General features: G+C 69.2%; 15 protein-coding genes. 5 read left to right on the top strand and 10 right to left on the bottom strand.

Features of this window, described 5'->3' with window-relative positions; all coding sequences use genetic code 11:
• Positions 1-12 precede the first annotated feature (12 nt).
• The 4 genes from otsA to AC1DMS_RS07235 form a co-directional block, all read right to left on the bottom strand.
• Entirely contained in the window at positions 13-1,398 is a 1,386-nt protein-coding gene (gene otsA, locus AC1DMS_RS07250; RefSeq protein WP_018903612.1) for an alpha,alpha-trehalose-phosphate synthase (UDP-forming), read from the bottom strand.
• A 73-nt stretch (positions 1,399-1,471) separates the two neighbouring features.
• Positions 1,472-3,394 carry a glycoside hydrolase family 15 protein gene (locus tag AC1DMS_RS07245; RefSeq protein WP_012746135.1) on the bottom strand — a complete coding sequence of 641 codons (1,923 nt, stop codon included), beginning with the start codon at positions 3,392-3,394 and terminating at the stop codon, positions 1,472-1,474.
• On the bottom strand, positions 3,391-4,173 hold the full coding sequence (otsB, locus tag AC1DMS_RS07240) for a trehalose-phosphatase (RefSeq protein ID WP_230537738.1): 783 nt from the start codon (positions 4,171-4,173) through the stop codon (positions 3,391-3,393). The genes AC1DMS_RS07245 and otsB overlap by 4 nt, the downstream gene beginning before the upstream one ends.
• 71 nt (positions 4,174-4,244) lie before the next feature.
• Positions 4,245-5,504: a multifunctional CCA addition/repair protein gene (locus AC1DMS_RS07235; RefSeq protein WP_278880901.1), complete on the bottom strand. Its 1,260-nt coding sequence runs from the start codon at positions 5,502-5,504 to the stop codon at positions 4,245-4,247.
• Between the two features lie 161 nt (positions 5,505-5,665).
• On the opposite strand from AC1DMS_RS07235, the gene AC1DMS_RS07230 reads away from it, so the two are divergent.
• The gene (locus AC1DMS_RS07230; protein ID WP_012746138.1) at positions 5,666-6,391 is read left to right on the top strand and encodes an OmpW/AlkL family protein; all 726 of its coding nucleotides are present in this window, start codon (positions 5,666-5,668) and stop codon (positions 6,389-6,391) included.
• A 24-nt stretch (positions 6,392-6,415) separates the two neighbouring features.
• On the opposite strand, the gene AC1DMS_RS07225 is transcribed toward AC1DMS_RS07230, so the two are convergent.
• From AC1DMS_RS07225 to AC1DMS_RS07215, 3 genes are all read right to left on the bottom strand, one after another.
• Positions 6,416-7,099: a glutathione S-transferase family protein gene (locus tag AC1DMS_RS07225; protein ID WP_478180837.1), complete on the bottom strand. Its 684-nt coding sequence runs from the start codon at positions 7,097-7,099 to the stop codon at positions 6,416-6,418.
• Between the two features lie 95 nt (positions 7,100-7,194).
• Positions 7,195-7,764 (bottom strand): MgtC/SapB family protein, encoded by a 570-nt coding sequence (locus AC1DMS_RS07220; protein ID WP_012746140.1) that lies wholly within the window; start codon positions 7,762-7,764, stop codon positions 7,195-7,197.
• Between the two features lies 1 nt (position 7,765).
• Positions 7,766-9,769: a lytic transglycosylase domain-containing protein gene (locus tag AC1DMS_RS07215; protein WP_167313221.1), complete on the bottom strand. Its 2,004-nt coding sequence runs from the start codon at positions 9,767-9,769 to the stop codon at positions 7,766-7,768.
• 36 nt (positions 9,770-9,805) lie between these two features.
• Between AC1DMS_RS07215 and AC1DMS_RS07210 the strand changes: the two genes are divergently transcribed.
• Entirely contained in the window at positions 9,806-10,423 is a 618-nt protein-coding gene (locus AC1DMS_RS07210) for a 5-formyltetrahydrofolate cyclo-ligase (protein WP_012746142.1), read from the top strand.
• 6 nt (positions 10,424-10,429) lie between these two features.
• Here the strand turns inward: AC1DMS_RS07210 and AC1DMS_RS07205 are convergent, their stop codons facing one another.
• Complete coding sequence (locus AC1DMS_RS07205; RefSeq protein WP_012746143.1) at positions 10,430-11,413, bottom strand: LysR substrate-binding domain-containing protein; 984 nt, start codon at positions 11,411-11,413, stop codon at positions 10,430-10,432.
• A gap of 165 nt (positions 11,414-11,578) precedes the next feature.
• Between AC1DMS_RS07205 and AC1DMS_RS07200 the strand changes: the two genes are divergently transcribed.
• Positions 11,579-11,899, top strand: a complete 321-nt coding sequence (locus AC1DMS_RS07200; protein WP_012746144.1) for a DUF2917 domain-containing protein — start codon at positions 11,579-11,581, stop codon at positions 11,897-11,899.
• A gap of 56 nt (positions 11,900-11,955) precedes the next feature.
• Here the strand turns inward: AC1DMS_RS07200 and AC1DMS_RS07195 are convergent, their stop codons facing one another.
• Positions 11,956-12,360, bottom strand: coding sequence for a BLUF domain-containing protein (locus AC1DMS_RS07195; protein ID WP_012746145.1), 405 nt, complete (start codon positions 12,358-12,360; stop codon positions 11,956-11,958).
• Positions 12,361-12,528: 168 nt separating this feature from the next.
• Between AC1DMS_RS07195 and AC1DMS_RS07190 the strand changes: the two genes are divergently transcribed.
• The gene (locus tag AC1DMS_RS07190) at positions 12,529-13,221 is read left to right on the top strand and encodes a Crp/Fnr family transcriptional regulator (protein ID WP_012746146.1); all 693 of its coding nucleotides are present in this window, start codon (positions 12,529-12,531) and stop codon (positions 13,219-13,221) included.
• Positions 13,222-13,240: 19 nt separating this feature from the next.
• Here AC1DMS_RS07190 and AC1DMS_RS07185 read toward each other — a convergent pair whose 3' ends face one another.
• Entirely contained in the window at positions 13,241-14,095 is an 855-nt protein-coding gene (locus AC1DMS_RS07185; protein ID WP_230537737.1) for a DUF6279 family lipoprotein, read from the bottom strand.
• Between the two features lie 31 nt (positions 14,096-14,126).
• Here AC1DMS_RS07185 and glmU point away from each other — a divergent pair, with 31 nt between their 5' ends.
• Positions 14,127-15,557, top strand: coding sequence for a bifunctional UDP-N-acetylglucosamine diphosphorylase/glucosamine-1-phosphate N-acetyltransferase GlmU (glmU, locus tag AC1DMS_RS07180; RefSeq protein ID WP_418146806.1), 1,431 nt, complete (start codon positions 14,127-14,129; stop codon positions 15,555-15,557).
• The last annotated feature ends 1 nt before the right edge of the window (position 15,558 follow it).

The following is a 15,558-nucleotide window of genomic DNA, read 5'->3' as shown; positions in this document are numbered from 1 at the left end:
GCGGGCGGCTTCCTAGCGCTGGCTTGCGGCGTGGCGCAGCGCCTCCAGGAAGCTGCGCCGCCACCAGTGGATGTCCTGCTCGCGGATGCGCGACAGCAGCTTCTGGTGCCGCTCGCGCCGCTCCTCGAGCGGCATCTGCAGCGCCTGCTGCACCGTTTCGGCCGTGCCGTGCGTGTCGTAGGGGTTCACCAGCAGTGCTTCCTTCAGCTGCTCGGCCGCGCCGGCAAAGCGCGACAGCACCAGCACGCCCGGGTCGGCCGGGTCCTGCGCCGCGATGTACTCCTTGGCGACCAGGTTCATGCCGTCGCGCAGCGGCGTCACCAGCCCGACCGCGGCCGCGCGGCACAGCCCCGGCACGCGCTTGCGCGCCACCATGCGGTGGATGTAGCGCACCGGCATCCAGTCGAGCTCGCCGTAGTCGCCGTTGATGGCACCGCACAGCGCTTCGAGCTCGCGCCGGATGTCGCCATAGGCATCGACCGTCTCGCGCGTGGGCGAGGCGATCTGGATCAGCGTGGCGCTGCGGCGGTTCTCGGGGTAGTTGGCGAGCAGCTCGCGGAAGGCGCGCACGCGCTGGGGAATGCCCTTGGAATAGTCGAGCCGGTCGATGCCTAGCAGCAGCCGGCGCTGCGAATATTCGCGCTTCATGGTCTCGAACATGTCGCGCGATTCCTTCGCGTGCGTGAGCGCCGCGAATTCGTCGACGTCGATGCCGATCGGGAAGGCGCTGCAGCGCACCGTCTGGCCGTAGGCGCGGTACATCTCGTCGCCCAGGTATTCGCCATGCGCCTCGTTGCGCACGTAGTGCTCGAAATGCTGCACGTCCTGCTGCGCCTGGAAGCCGATCAGGTCGTAGGCGAACAGCGAGCGCATGAGCCACTCGTGCTGCGGAACCGCCGCGATGATGATCTGCGGCGGCAGCGGAATGTGCAGGAAGAAGCCGATGCGCTGCCTGCAGCCCATGCCGCGCAGCTCGGCCGCCAGCGGCATCAGGTGGTAGTCGTGGATCCAGATGATGTCGTCATCCTTCAGCAGCGGCTTGAGCTTGCGCGCGAACAGCTGGTTCACGCGCCGGTAGCCGCCGATGAAGCCGGCTTCGAAGTGGGCGAGGTCGAGGCGGTTGTGGAACACCGGCCACAGCACGTCGTTGCTGTAGCCCAGGTAGTAGCTGTCGTGGTCCTCGCGGCCGAGGTCGATGGTGGCCAGCGTGACCTTGCCGGCCTGCAGCATGTGCAGCTCGCCTTCGCCCGTGGGGCCGTTCTCGACGATCTGGCCGCTCCAGCCGAACCACATGCCGCCGCTTTGCTGCAGGCTCTCGCCGAGCGCCACGGCCAGGCCGCCCGCGGCAGGCTTGCGCGGGTCGGCCACGCGGTTGGAGACGACAACGAGGCGGCTCATTGGTGCACCCCTGGCGCTGCGCGCCTCCCCGCCAAGCGGGGGCGAGCTTGCTTGGGGCGGCCCGGCGCGGCGCTCATATGCACGAGTCCCACGGCGCCGACAGCCGCACGGCCGCATTGATGATGCCGACCATCGAGTAGGTCTGCGGAAAGTTGCCCCACATCTCGCCCGTGACCGGGTGCGTGTCTTCCGACAGCAGGCCGAGCGGGTTGCGCGCCGCCAGCATGGTCTCGAAGATCTGGCGCGCCTCGGCCTTGCGGCCGATCTTGGCGAGCGCGTCGATGCGCCAGAAGGTGCAGATGTTGAAGGCGGTCTCGGGCTTGCCGAAGTCGTCGGCCGCCTCGTAGCGGCGCATGTAGGGCCCGTCGCAGAGCGACTTTTCCATGGCGTCGACAGTCGAGATGAAGCGCGGGTCGCGCGCGTCGATCAGCCCCACCTCCACCATCAGCAGGATGCTGGCGTCCAGTTCATGGCCGCCGAAGCTTTCGGCAAAGGCCTGGCGCTCCTCGCACCACGACTTGGCGAGGATTTCTTCTTTCATGCGCGCGGCGTGGCCGTGCCAGTAGGCGGCGCGTTCGGGCAGCGCCAGCGCGCGCGCGATCTTGGCGAGCCGGTCGCAGGCGGCCCAGCTCATGAGCGCGGAGCTGGTGTGCACGCGGGCGCGGGTGCGCAGCTCCCACATGCCGGCATCGGGCGTGCCGTAGACGCGGATCGCCTGCTCGCCCACGGCCTCGAGGTGCGGAAACTCGGCCCGGCCCGCGCGCGCGAGCAGCCGGTGGTCGTGGAAGGCCTGCGCCGCGCCGAGCACGATGTTGCCGTAGACGTCGTGCTGGAAGTGCTCCTGCGCCTGGTTGCCCACGCGCACCGGCCCCATGCCGCGGTAGCCCGCGAGGTTCTCGACCATCGACTCGGGCAGCTCGCGCTCCAGACCGATGCCGTACAGCGGCTGGATGTGCTCGCCGTGCGAGCCGATCACCACGTTGCCGAGCCAGCGCAGGTAGTCTTCCATGGTGCCCACCTCGCTCAGCGAATTGAGCGCGCGCACCACGAAGAAGGCATCGCGCAGCCAGCAGTAGCGGTAGTCCCAGTTGCGCTGGCTGCCCGGCGCCTCGGGAATGCTGGTGGTCATGGCGGCGACGATGGCGCCGGTGTCCTCGTAGAGCGAGAGCTTGAGCGTGATGGCCGCGCGGATCACCGCGTCCTGGTATTCGAACGGAATCGCGAGCCGCTTGCTCCAGGTGCGCCAGTAGGCGATGGTCTCCTGCTCGAAGCTGCGCGCGGTGTCGGCAATGCCGTCGAGCAGGGTTTCGTCGACGCCGAACATGAAGTTGTATTCGCGCGAGATCACGAAGGGCTGGCGCGAAAGGATGTGCGAGATCGATGCGTCGGTGTTGAGCCGCAGTGTCACGTCGGGCCCCACGTAGCGGATGTGGTTGCTGCCGCGCGTGACCTCCAGCGGCCCCGAGGCGCCCCACTGGAAGCGCGGATCGAGCGCCACGCGGATGCGCGGCGCGCCGGCAATCGGCCGCACGCGGCGCACCATCATCAGCGGCCGGAAGTAGCGCGAGCGGCTGTAGAAGCGCGGCGCGAAGTCGGTGATCTCGATGCCCTGGCCGGCGCTGTCGAACAGCTGCGTGCGCAGCACCGCGGTATTGGGTTCGTACCACTGCTTGCTCGAGGCGAAGTCCTCGATCTCGATGGCCCAGGCGCCGGCCTCCTCGCCCGGGTGCAGCAGCGCGTTGAAGACCGGGTCGCCGTCGAAGCGCGGCAGGCAGCACCACACGGCGCGCCCGCGTGCATCGATGAGCGCGCTGTAGGCGCAGTTGCCGATCACGCCCACGTTGAGCGAGGGTTCGGCCGGCGGCCCGAAGCCGCGCGGCGCACCGGAAGCCGCAACGCGCGGGTCGACCGGCGCCTGGTCGGCGGGCCCGGCTGCCCCGGAAATGGACAGGCCCGCGCGGTCCTCGGGTGCTTTCGACAATTGCAGCTCGCTCATCCATCGCTCCTCGGGGATTCGTTTTTCTTGTGGGCCGGCGCGGCCAGCTGGTCGCGCAGCTGCACCAGCCATTCGAACACCGCGCGCGGCGATTCGAGCCGGTGCAGCGCCAGGCTCGGGCCCGAGCCGACCTTGATGCCAACGCCGCCGCGCGGCTGCACCACCGCGAAGCCGCTCTCGTCGGTGGTGTCGTCGCCGGCAAAGACCGGCAGGCGCCCGGCGAACGGCGCCTCCGTCATGAAGGCCTCGATGGCGATGCCCTTGTTGACCCCGGTGGGCTTGACCTCGAACACGAACTTGCCGTGCAGCAGCTCGAGCAGCGGCCGGCCCGCAATGGCGCGCGACATGGCGTCGCGGCACACGGCCTCCAGCTGCGGTGCGAGCCGGTAGTGCAGCGCAATGGCTGCGTGCTTGCGCTCGACCAGCAGGCCTTCATGCACGCGGGCCAGCTCGTTGGCGATGTCCAGGATGGGCGCGAGATCGGGCGCGTGCTGCTCCTGCATGCGGCCCTGCGCGTCGCGCCGCTGCACGCCGTGCTCGCCCGCGGCGGGCAGGCGCAGCGGCGCGAGGAAGCGGTCGATGGCATCGATCTGGCGGCCCGACACCACGGCCAGCGCGCCGCCGAGCTGGTCGCGCAGGTCTTCGAGCAGGCCCGCCAGGGCGGGAGGAATCTCGATCGCCTCGGGGGTGGGTGCGAGCGCGACCAGCGTGCCGTCGAAGTCGAGAAAGAGGGCGGTATCTCGGCCCAACGGAGGCGGCGACTGGGAGGACATTGGCATTGGTGAAAACCATAGCACGGACCCGGCCATTCCCGTGTCGGCCAAAGTCGGACGTATGCGGCGGCGGAGCTTCAGCCCGGCAAGGCGGCCACCGCCTCCACGCGTGCGCGGTGGATCGCCTCGCCGATCTGCGGCCCGGCGGCGCCGGATTGCTGCGCCGCGCGCGCCACGGCCTCGGTGGGCACGCCCGCGGCGGTGGCGAGCACGGCAAGCAGCCGCTCGCGCTGCGGATAGGGCCGGTCCTCGAAGCCGAGCCGGCCGCGCGCATCGCATTCGCAGGCCAGCAGCACGTCGGCAAAGCGCGCCGGCTTGCGAAACGCATCGCAGCGCTCCAGCAGGCGCACCAGCGCCGCGGCCGCGAGTTCGCCGCTGCGGTGGATGTTGCCGTGTTCGCGCGCCACCACCTCGGCGAGCTCGCGGATCTCGACCGGCACGCGCCAGCGGTCGCACACCGCGTGCAGCAGTTCGGCGCTGCGCTTCTCGTGGCCGATGTGGCGCGGCAGCAGCCCAGGCTCGGTCGTGCCCTTGCCGAGGTCATGCATCAGGCAGGCGAAGCGCACCGGCAGCGAGGCCTGCAGCTTCGCGCTGGTGTCGATGACCATCATCAGGTGCACGCCGCAGTCGACTTCGGGGTGGTGGGCCTCGGGCTGCGGCACGCCCCAGAGCCGGTCGACCTCCGGCAGCAGCACCGCCAGCGCGCCGCAGGCACGCAGCACCTCGAACATGCGCGACGGGCGGGTTTCCATCAGCCCGCGCGAGAGCTCCTGCCAGACGCGCTCGGGCACCAGCGCATCGGCTTCGCCGGCTTGGACCATCTCGCGCATCAGCGCCATGGTCTCGGGCGCCACCGAGAAATCGTCGAAGCGGGCCGCAAAGCGCGCCACCCGCAGGATGCGCACCGGGTCTTCGCGAAAGGCGTCCGTGACGTGCCGCAGCAGCTTTTGCTCGAGGTCGCGCCGGCCATGGAAGGGGTCGGCGAGCTTGCCGGCGTCGGGCTCGAAGCGGCCGTCGGTGCCCACGAATTCGGCAGGCAGCGCGATCGCGTTGACCGTGAGGTCGCGCCGCGCCAGGTCCTGCTCGAGCGTGACGTCGGGCGAGGCGTGCACGGTGAAGCCGCGATAGCCGGGCGCGCTCTTACGCTCGGTGCGGGCCAGCGCGTATTCCTCGCGGGTCTGCGGATGCAGGAACACCGGAAAGTCGCGCCCCACGGGCAGGTAGCCGCGCGCCGCCATTTCCTCGGGCGTGGCGCCCACCACCAGCCAGTCGTGGTCCGACACCGGCCGCCCCAGCAGCCGGTCGCGCAGCGCGCCGCCGACGAGATAGGTTTTCATGCGCCCAGTGTAGGGATTACTCCAGTTGGAAAAAATAGAACGACCGTTCGATAATTTTCAGGCGAATCGCAGGATCGTTCGCCGATTTGCCTGAAAGGTAGCCGCTGTCGCAGTGGAGGCCGCGCGCTGCAGATTTTTAAACCAAAAGGAGTAATCACGTCATGAAGAAAACAATGCTTGCGCTGACCGCAGTGGGCGCGCTGGCGTCCGGAAGCGCGTGGGCGCAGAACGCTGGAGACTGGGTGGTCGGCGCGGGTTGGCTTCATTTTGCGCCGCAGGACTCGAGCAAGCCGCTCACGCTGACGGCGCCGGTGCGCAGCGTGCTGGCGGGGTCGGGCGCATCGATCAGCGATTCGGACACGCTGGGCTTGAGCGCGGTCTATTTCGTCGACAGCCACTGGGCTGTCGAGGGCGTGTTCGGCATTCCGCCGAAGTTCAAGCTCAACGGCACCGGCACGCTGGGCCGCGTGGGCGAGCTGGGCCAAGCGCGCCAGTGGAGCCCCACCATTCTTGGCAAGTACTACTTCAACGAGGGCAACGCGGCCCTCCGCCCGTTCGTGGGCCTGGGCGCGACTTATGTCTGGTACAGCGACATCGAGCTGACGCCGGGGCTGCAGGGCGCGCTGGGCAGCCAGCTGCGCCAGCGGCCGCTCTCCACCTCGACCACCGCCAAGCTCGACAGCTCGTTCGCGCCCGTGCTCAACGCCGGCGTGGCCTACCAGATCGACAAGCACTGGGGCGTGTCGTTCTCGGTCTCCTACATTCCGCTGAAGACCAAGGCCAAGCTCACGACCACCACGATCACTGGCCTGCCGATCGCCACCAGCGAGGCCAGGCTCAAGCTGAACCCGATCGTGACCTACCTCTCGGCGACCTACCGCTTCTGAGGCGGCGGGATTCTTCGAGGAGCCTCAGCGCGCCGTGCGGTAGGGCTCGTTGAACGCCACGAAGTCCTTCTCGGCCAGGGCATCGTCGATCCATGCCTTGACGCCGGGGAGCGCCTGCACGCGCTCGATGTAGGCGCTGATGGCCGGCGGCACCGGCAGGCCGTAGGTCTTGATGCGCGTGCCCACCGGCGCGAAGTAGCTGTCGGCAATGCTGAAGCCGCCGAACAGCAGCGGGCCGCCGTGGGCCTCGAGCAGGCCGCTCCACATCTGCACGATGCGGTCGAGGTCGGCCTGCAGGGCGGGGTTGTCCTTCAGGAGCCGTGCGCCGACCTCGGCGAGCGAGGCCTCGATGTTCATGGGACAGAGGCTGCGCAGCTTGCCGAAGCCCGCATGCATCTCGGCGCAGATGCTGCGCGCGCGGGCCCGCTCGGCCGCGGCGCGGGGCCACAGCTGCTTCTCGGGAAAGGTCTCGGCCAGGTATTCGGCAATGGCGAGCGTGTCCCACACCACCAGCTCGCCGTCCACCAGCGCCGGCACCTCGGCCACCGGGTTGATCGCGCCCATGGTCTTCTTGAAGTGCGAGTCGGGCGCGAAGGAGTCGAAGCGGACCTTCACCTCTTCGAACGGGATGCCGGCCTGCTTCATGAGCACCCAGGGCCGCATGGACCAGGACGAGTAGTTCTTGTTGCCGATGTAGAGCTTGCGCATGGTGCGATCCTGCGGTTGGGATGAGAGAGAAAAACCTTCGATGCTAGCCGGGCCGCATCCGCCAATTGATGCCGAAATGCGGCCGGATTGATGCGCTACCGCGGCTGCTCGTCTTCAGGCGAGGCGATCACGCGCGGCGCCGCGCCGGCCTGGTCTTTTTCTTCGCCGTGCGGCGGCCCGACCATGCGCTCGACCAGGTCCACCAGCCGCGGCACCAGCGCGAGCACGGCCAGCGCCAGCAATGCGCTCAGGATGGCGGTGACTTCGCGGCCGAGGCCGCAGGCCATGCCGATGGCGGCCGTCATCCACAGCCCGGCGGCGGTGGTGAGGCCCTGCACATGGTGCTCGTCCTTGCCGCGCTTGAGGATGGTGCCGGCGCAGAGAAAGCCCACGCCCGCCACCAGGCCCTGGATCACCCGGCTCATGTCGGCCGGCTCGATGCCCGTCTGCTGCGGAATCAGCACGAACAGCGCCGAGCCGATGGCCACCAGCATGTGGGTGCGCACGCCCGCCGCCTTGCCCTGCTGCTCGCGCTCGAAGCCGAGCATGAACCCGATCACGGCCGCGAGCATCAGCCGAACGACGATGCGCGTGAGCTGCGCGGCGTCGCCCACGTCCGAGAATTCGGCCGCTACGGTGTCGAGCACCTGGCCGCCCCAGCTCATGTCAGGGGAGATCCTTGTTGGGTTCGGGTTCTGCCGCGTCGCGCGGGCCCACGCGGCCCAGGCGCTCCTTCAGCGACTGCGGCCGCCCGCTGATCAGCGCGGCGTAGTTGGTGGTGTTGGCCAGCACCTTCTTCACGTAGTCGCGCGTTTCGCCGAAGGGCACGTTCTCGGCCCAGATCGCGGCTTCCATCACCGGGCCGTTGCGCCAGCTGCGCGGCCGTCCCGGGCCGGCGTTGTAGGCGGCCGCGGCCAGCGCCATGGAGCCGTCGAAGTCGTCGAGCGCGAGCTTCAGGTAGTTGGTGCCGATGGTGATGTTGGTTTCATGGTCGTTGATCTGCCCGGGCGTGAAGCCGGCCAGGCCGATCTTGCGTGCGGTCCAGCGCGCGGTGGCGGGCATGACCTGCATCAGGCCCGAGGCGCCGACGCCCGAGCGCGCGTCCATGATGAAGCGGCTTTCCTGGCGGATCAGGCCGTAGACGTAGGCCGGGTCCAGGCCGATGTCCTGGCTCTTGCGCAGCACCGTGTCGTGGAAGGGCATGGGGAAGCGCTGCTCGACATCGATCACGCCCTTGGTGCGCTCGCTGGTGTTGATGCAGCGGTCCCAGACCTCGCGCTGGCAGGCGAAGTCGGCCGCGGCCAGCAGCGCGCGGTCGTCCATGCCGCCCTTGTCGTGCAGGTTGGTGGCGTAGTTCCATTCGCGCGTGCCCTCGGAGCGCAGGCCGATCGCAATGGCGTAGAGCGCGCGGTTGAGCGCGATGTTGCTGCGCGCGGCGTTCTTTTCTTCGGGCGTGAGCGGCGCCGGGCGCGTGGGCACCACGGTGCGCTGGCCGAGTTCCTCCAGCGCCAGCATCTCGTAGAAGCCGCGCGTGCCCGCAATGCTCTGGTAGAGCTCGCGTGCCTGCGCGCGGCGGTCGTCGCCGCCCGCCGCGCTGAGTGCGCGCGCCTTCCAGTAGACCCAGGTCGGCTCCAGCTGCGCCGTTTCGCTCATGGCGTTGATGGCGGGCGCCACCTCTTTCCATTGGCCGTTGCGCAGCGCGGCGCGCACGCGCCAGCCGAGCATGTCGTCGGTCAGGTCGCCGTTCTTCGTGACGTTGGCAAAGTAGCTGCCGGCCAGCGGCGAGAGCTTGCTCGCGGCCTGGCGGCCGATGGTGCCCCAGAGCCAGTTGCGCTCCTCGGCCGAAAGCATCGGGCCCCATTTGCTGTCGAGCTGGGTGGCGGCCTGCTCCGGGTCGGCCATGGCGATCTTGATGAGCGCCAGCACCACCAGCTCCTTGCGCGACTTGGCGGCCACGAAGGCGCGGCCGGCCAGGAACTTGGCCGCGCTGGCGTTGAGCTCCTCGAACAGCGGCAGCGCATCGGGCGCGGCAATGGTCACGGCGCCGCGCGCGGCCTGCGGGCGGTTGGTCTCCATGGCCAGGCGCGCCTTCGTCCAGGCATCGTTGGGCGACAGCAGGCGGGCCGCGACCAGGCGGTCGGCCGCGGTGAGGCAGCCGTCGTCCGCCTCTTTCTGCGCGAACCAGTTGCGGCGCACCTCGTTGGCCTGGGCCTGCGTGGCGCTGCCCGATTGCAGGGCCTCGACCAGGATCGCGTAGCAGCGCACCTGCGGATCGTCGCCCATGCGAAAGCCCGCCAGCGCGGCGGAAAAGCCGTCCCAGTCGCGGCGCTGGCCCAGCAGCAGCAGCCAGTCGTTGCGCAGCCGGTCTTCCTGGTAGGTGCCGGGGTAGCGGGCGAAGAAGTCCTGCACTTCGTTCGGCGCGGCTTCCTGCAGGCGGGCCTTGAGTTCCCAGTAGGCGGCCCAGGGTTCGAGCGCATGGCCGCGCGCCTGCGGCAGCAGGGCCGCGAGCCGGCCCTTGTCGCCGCGCTGGAAGGCCTGCTTCATCTGGACCAGGACGTCGTCGTTGCTGTTGGCCTGGGCGGCGGCGGGCTGCTGCGAAAGCAGTGCGGCGGCAGCCAGGACGGCGGAAAAAACCAGCGCGGACGCTGTATTGCGCGGGCGATGCCGCATGGGTGCCAAAATGCTTGGGAACTGCATCGGGGGATTATGGACAAGTCAAAGGATGCCGACACCTCGGCGACCACGAGTTTTCTCAAGGATCAGGTGAGAAAAGCACTGATCGAGCAGCGCCTGGCGATGCCCGACCGGCTCGCCAAGGCCGACCTGCTGCAGCGCGTGATGCGGATCTGGCTGGTGGGCCGGCCCGACACCGTGATCGGCGCCTACTGGCCGATCAAGGGCGAGTTCGATCCGCTGCCCGCGCTGCACCGCTGGAAGGAAGACGGCGAGCTGATCGACGAGCCGCAGCGCCGCCGCATCGGCTTGCCGGTGATGAACAAGGTCCACAAGACGCTGACCTTCCATGCCTGGTACCCGGGCTGCCAGATGGAAGAAGACGCCTACGGCATTCCCAAGCCCAAGGACACCGAGCTGATCGTGCCCACGCTGCTGTTCGTGCCCTGCGTGGGCTACAGCGCCGGCGGCTACCGGCTGGGCTACGGCGGCGGCTTCTACGACCGCACGCTGGCGGCGCTGGAGCCGCGCCCGTTCACGGTGGGGCTGGGCTTCACCAACGGTTTCCTCGAAGACTTCGAGCCCGAGGCGCACGATTTGCCGCTGGACGCGATCCTCAACGACAACGGCGTGGTCTGGCCAACCAGCTGAAGGGGCTCAGTCGATGTTGTCGACGGTGTCCGGATCGGGCACCTCGCCGATGGTCTCGCGCGTGGTGATGGCCTGCACCTGCAGCCAGTCCCAGAAGGCCTTGATCTCGGGCCGCAGCGCATTGCGCGGCCCGGCAATGAGCCAGTAGCCCATCGGCGAATCCATGCGGTGCTGCGGCAGCACCTCCACCAGGTCGCCGTTGGCCAGGCTTTCGGCGATGAGCGAGCTGCGCGCCAGCGTCACGCCCTGGCCGGTGAGCGCGGCCTGCACCATCTGGTAGGCGTAGTTGAAATAGAGCCAGCGCCTGGGCTGCGCGCGTTCCAGGCCGTTGACCTCGAACCAGCGCCGCCAGGTCAGCCATTCGAGGTGCGTGCGGTGCGCGTCGCCGGCCTCGATCAGCGTGAAGCCGGTGATGTCGGCGGGCGTCTTGATGGGCGGGCTGCTCTTGAGCAGCCAGGGGCTCGCCACGGGCGTGAGCGTTTCGCCGAACAGGCGCACGGCGTTGGGCGGCATGACCTCGCGCGTGCCGTAGCGCAGCGCGATGTCGACGTCCGCCACCTCCAGGTCGACCGCCACGTCGCTGGCGTCGATGCGGATGTCGATCTCGGGGTTGTCGCGCTGGAAGGCCTCGAGCCGCGGGATCAGCCACATCGATGCGAAAGACGCAAAGGTGGTGAGCGACACGCTCTTGCGCCCCGCGCTCTGGCGGATCTGGCGCACGGCCGTGTCGATGCGCGGCAGCGACTGCTGCACCGCAAGCAGCAGCTGCGCCCCCGCGCTCGTGAGCTCCACCGCCCGCGTGTGGCGCAGGAACAGCGCCACGCCCACTTCTTCCTCGAGCGACTGGATCTGGCGGCTCACGGCGGACTGGGTGAGCGCCATTTCTTCGGCGGCGGCGCGGAAGTTGAGATGGCGCGCCACCGCCTCGAAGGCGCGCAGGTGCCCCGCGGAAATGGGGCGGGAGCGCAGATGGGTTTGCGAATGCTGCATGGATGGGGGTGTGGGCGGCATCGGAGCATTGATGCGGATTCGGAATCAGTAGGCTACCTCGTTTTCATTGGACTGCCAACGCCATGGAAACGATCATTCATTCCCGAACTGCGCTATTGCCTCTGTCTTGTCATCGCAATTCGGCAACGCCCAAGGAGTTTCATCATGTCCACCGCCGTCTGCACCACCCAATCGCTTGCTTCCCTGCCGTCTTCCACCCGCACCGCTTCGGCCGTTCCGCCGGCCGTGCGCCGCGGCGCCTGGCAGATCGCGCCCGGCGAGGCGATGAGCCTGAAGGCGCGGTCGGCCAGCGTGCTGCGGGTCAAGCAGGGCCGGGTCTGGGTCACGCCGGACGCCACGTCCGCCAGCGCCAGCGAAGACCTGGTGCTGGCCCCGGGCGAATCGCTGAACGTGGCCGCGGGCCAGCGCATCGTCATGGAAGCATGGGACGGCTACGGTGCCACTTACTCGTGGGACCAAGCCTGAGCGCTGCTCGACCTCCCATGGACGCAAAGGGCGGCTTCGGCCGCCTTTTTCTTTTTTCAGCCGTTGATGTCGAAGCTGGGGCGCAGGGCCAGGAAGTGCGCCAACGCGGCTTCGCCGTCCAGCGCACGGATGCCGGCCATGAGGTCGGGCCCTTCGCTTTCGGCCAGGCCCATGCCAAAGCCGCTGTAGCGGCGTGACGCAAGCGGGCCGCGGCGGAAAATCTTGATGTCGGTGTGCCGGCGGTCCTGTTCGATGCGGCGCATCAGCGTCTCCACCGCCCCATGCGGGCCTTCGAGGTGCTGGCAGAAGCGCATGCCGTCGAAGACGAGCAGGCCGGTGATGCCGTACTGGGCATTGCGTGCGCGGGCCAGGGTCACGATCGAGCCCACGGTGGCCGGCGGCAGGTCCGGCGTGAGCATGCTGCAATAGAAGACTTCGTGGAGAGCTTGCTTTTCTGTCATGCGTTCGGAAGCGGAAGGCGTGCGAAGTGTATGAATCTCCCGGGCCCCGCGAAATGTCAAAAGACACAGGTCCGAAGCCTATAGTGGCGCGTGAAATTCGAGGACCATGCACCCCCCGCCTCGCCCCCTGCGGGCCCCCACCCCTGCGAGCGCTGCGCGCTGCGAAAGATGGAAGCCTTCCTGCCGGTGGCGCCGCAACAGCTCGAAGCCATCGCATCCTTCAGGGCCGGCTCCCGCCGCGTCGCCGCCGGCGCCACCATCATCGACGAGCACCGGCCGAGCGCCGAGCTGTTCACGCTCTATGCCGGATGGGCCTTTCGCTACAAGACGCTGAGCGACGGCCGGCGCCAGATACTGAGCTTTCTGCTGCCCGGCGACTTCATCGGCCTGCAGGACGAGTTTGCCGACGGCCACACGCACGGCGTGGAGGCCGCGAGCGAGGCCACGCTCTGCGTGTTTCCGCGCGGCCGGCTCTGGGAGCTGTTCCATGCCCAGCCGAAGCTCGGTTACGACATCACCTGGCTGGCCGCGCGCGAGGAAAAGCTGGTCGACGACAACCTGGTCACCACGGGCCGCCGCAACGCGGCCGAGCGCGTGGCCATGCTGCTGATGCACCTGTACCGCCGGGCCCAGCGCGTGGGCATGGTGCGCGACGGCTGGGTCGAGTTTCCGTTCAGCCAGCAGCACCTGGCCGATGCACTGGGGCTGTCGCTGGTGCATACCAACAAGACGCTGCGCCGGCTGCAGAGCCTGGGGCTCTACAAGCTCGACGCCGGCTGGCTGCGCATCCTGGAGCCTCGCGCGCTCGAGGCGCTGGGAGACTACTTCGAGCGCCCGATGCGGCCGACGCCGCTGATCTAGCAGCTGCCCGGCGACCGTGCTAGCGCGCGGCCACCAGCTGCCGCAGGTCGTCGTGGTAGGCCTGCAGCCGGCGCACCGCCTGCTCCCGCTGGGCGGCGCTGGCGGTGTTGTGCAGCGCGGCCAGGTTGCGGCAGCCTTCCTGCAGCAGGGCCTGCTGGTGATCGTGCCAGGGGCCGGGCGGCGGCTCGGCGATGCGCATCACGTAGGCATGGATGGCCGCGCGCGCCTCGGCCGCGGAGGGTTTGGCGGCATTGAAGCCGCGCAAGAGCTGCAGCGCCTCCTGCTGGCGCTGGCGGCGCTCGGCATCGGCCAGCCGCGGATCGAACACCGATTGCGCCACCTGCCGCCGCAGCAGCTCGCGCTGCTCCGGGCTCAGCCGGCCATAGAAATCCTCCAGCCGGTCGAGGAAGCGGTCGTAGCGCTTCTCCTGCACATCGGCGGCGCTGCGTTCGAGCCATTCCTTGCGATAGTCGGCATTGTTCTTCGCGTACTTGCGCTCGAGCTGCTGCAGCTGCGCCGCGGTCAGGCTCAATGCCAGCTCGGTGCCCGCCGGCTCGGCGCGCTCGGCGACCGCCAGCAGGCGCTCGCGGATCTGGTCCGCCATGCGGCAGGCCTGGGCCGCGGTCACGTCGTGCGGCGCCAGGGCCTGGGCTTCCTGCAGCAGGCTGGCAATGCGCGGCAGCTCGTTCTGGCGGTGCCAGGTCAGCAGCTGTGCGAGCTCGTCGCGCACCTTGGGCGTCTGCGCGCCGTCGAAATCGAGGTAGGTGTCGAGCCACCAGTAGCTCACCTCGGGCAGGTTGTTGTAGGCCAGCCTGACCGTGCTGCAGCCCGCGAGCGCGGCCGCCGCCAGCAGCGCGCCGATAATCCGCGCCAACTTGGCGCAACGCATTCGGGTAGAAAGAAGCATGAATCAGATTCCGCAAGACAACCAGGGACCGGTCGACGTCGTCATCATGGCGGCCGGCAAGGGCACGCGCATGAAAAGCAGGCTGCCCAAAGTGTTGCACCGTTTGGCCGGACGCGCGCTGCTCGGGCACGTGACCGATACCGCCGCGCGCATCGGCGCGCGCCACGTGGTGGTGGTGACCGGCCACGGCGCGGCCGAGGTCGAGGCCGCCATGGCCGGCAACGCCATCGGCGCCGCCTTGCAGTTTGCGCGGCAGGAGCCGCAGCTGGGCACCGGCCACGCGGTGCAGCAGGCGGCGCCGCTCCTGCCCGACGACGGCACGGTGCTGGTGCTGTCGGGCGACGTGCCGCTGATCGGCGAGGACACGCTGCGCGCGCTGATCGCCGCCAGCGGCGGCCGGCGGCTCGCGCTGCTGACCATCGAGTTCGACGATCCCACCGGCTACGGGCGCATCGTGCGTGCCGAAGGGCAGGCGGGCGGCGAGGTCAAGGCCATCGTCGAGCAGAAGGACGCGACCGAGGCGCAGCGCGGCATCCGCGAGATCTACAGCGGTGTGATGGCCGTGCCCGCCGCGCTGCTCAAGGGCTGGCTCTCGCGGCTGGACAACCGCAACGCCCAGGGCGAGTACTACCTCACCGACATCGTCAAGCTGGCCGCGGCCGACGGCGTGCCCGTGGTCGCGCATGTCATCGACGATGCGCTCCAGGTCGCCGGCATCAACAGCCCCGCGCAGCTGGCGGCGCTGGAGCGCGCCTGGCAGCTGCGGCAGGCCGAAGCGCTGATGGCGCAAGGCGTGCGGCTGGCCGATCCCGCGCGCTTCGACCTGCGCGGCGCGCTGGCCTGCGAGGCCGACGTCGAGATCGACGTCAACTGCGTGTTCGAAGGTTCGGTGTTCCTGGGCGAGGGCGTGCGCGTCGGCGCCAATTGCGTGATTGCCAATGCGCGCATCGAGGCCGGTGCGGTGATCCATCCCTTCACCCACATCGACGGCGAGAAGGCCGGCGTGACCGTGGGCGAAAGGGCGCTGGTCGGCCCCTTCGCGCGGCTGCGGCCGGGCGCGCAGCTGGGCGCCGAGGTGCACATCGGCAACTTCGTCGAGGTCAAGAACTCGACCCTGGCCGAGGGCGCCAAGGCCAATCACCTGGCCTACCTGGGCGATGCCAGCGTGGGCCGGCGCGTCAATTACGGCGCGGGCAGCATCACGGCCAACTACGACGGCGCCAACAAGCACCGCACCGTCATCGAGGACGACGTGCACGTGGGCAGCAACTGCGTGCTGGTGGCGCCGGTCACCATTGGCGCGGGCGGCACCATCGGCGGCGGCTCGACGGTGAACAAGTCGACCGAGCCCGGCGCGCTCACGGTGGCGCGCGGCAAGCAGGTCAGTTTTGCGAACTGGAAGCGGCCGCAGAAGCAGCCGAAGGCCTGAT

Source organism: Variovorax sp. 05T418 (assembly GCF_056396385.1).
Note: the sequence above shows the minus strand (reverse complement) of the source record. Positions and strands in the feature narration are given on the sequence as shown.

Excerpts from the sequence above, each read along its gene's own strand:
- otsA (WP_018903612.1), bottom strand. The coding sequence starts at position 1,398 with ATGAGCCGCCTCGTTGTCGTCTCCAACCGCGTGGCCGACCCGCGCAAG.
- AC1DMS_RS07245 (WP_012746135.1), bottom strand. The coding sequence starts at position 3,394 with ATGAGCGAGCTGCAATTGTCGAAAGCACCCGAGGACCGCGCGGGCCTG.
- otsB (WP_230537738.1), bottom strand. The coding sequence starts at position 4,173 with ATGCCAATGTCCTCCCAGTCGCCGCCTCCGTTGGGCCGAGATACCGCC.
- AC1DMS_RS07235 (WP_278880901.1), bottom strand. The coding sequence starts at position 5,504 with ATGAAAACCTATCTCGTCGGCGGCGCGCTGCGCGACCGGCTGCTGGGG.
- AC1DMS_RS07230 (WP_012746138.1), top strand. The coding sequence starts at position 5,666 with ATGAAGAAAACAATGCTTGCGCTGACCGCAGTGGGCGCGCTGGCGTCC.
- AC1DMS_RS07225 (WP_478180837.1), bottom strand. The coding sequence starts at position 7,099 with ATGCGCAAGCTCTACATCGGCAACAAGAACTACTCGTCCTGGTCCATG.
- AC1DMS_RS07220 (WP_012746140.1), bottom strand. The coding sequence starts at position 7,764 with ATGAGCTGGGGCGGCCAGGTGCTCGACACCGTAGCGGCCGAATTCTCG.
- AC1DMS_RS07215 (WP_167313221.1), bottom strand. The coding sequence starts at position 9,769 with ATGCGGCATCGCCCGCGCAATACAGCGTCCGCGCTGGTTTTTTCCGCC.
- AC1DMS_RS07210 (WP_012746142.1), top strand. The coding sequence starts at position 9,806 with ATGGACAAGTCAAAGGATGCCGACACCTCGGCGACCACGAGTTTTCTC.
- AC1DMS_RS07205 (WP_012746143.1), bottom strand. The coding sequence starts at position 11,413 with ATGCAGCATTCGCAAACCCATCTGCGCTCCCGCCCCATTTCCGCGGGG.
- AC1DMS_RS07200 (WP_012746144.1), top strand. The coding sequence starts at position 11,579 with ATGTCCACCGCCGTCTGCACCACCCAATCGCTTGCTTCCCTGCCGTCT.
- AC1DMS_RS07195 (WP_012746145.1), bottom strand. The coding sequence starts at position 12,360 with ATGACAGAAAAGCAAGCTCTCCACGAAGTCTTCTATTGCAGCATGCTC.
- AC1DMS_RS07190 (WP_012746146.1), top strand. The coding sequence starts at position 12,529 with ATGGAAGCCTTCCTGCCGGTGGCGCCGCAACAGCTCGAAGCCATCGCA.
- glmU (WP_418146806.1), top strand. The coding sequence starts at position 14,127 with ATGAATCAGATTCCGCAAGACAACCAGGGACCGGTCGACGTCGTCATC.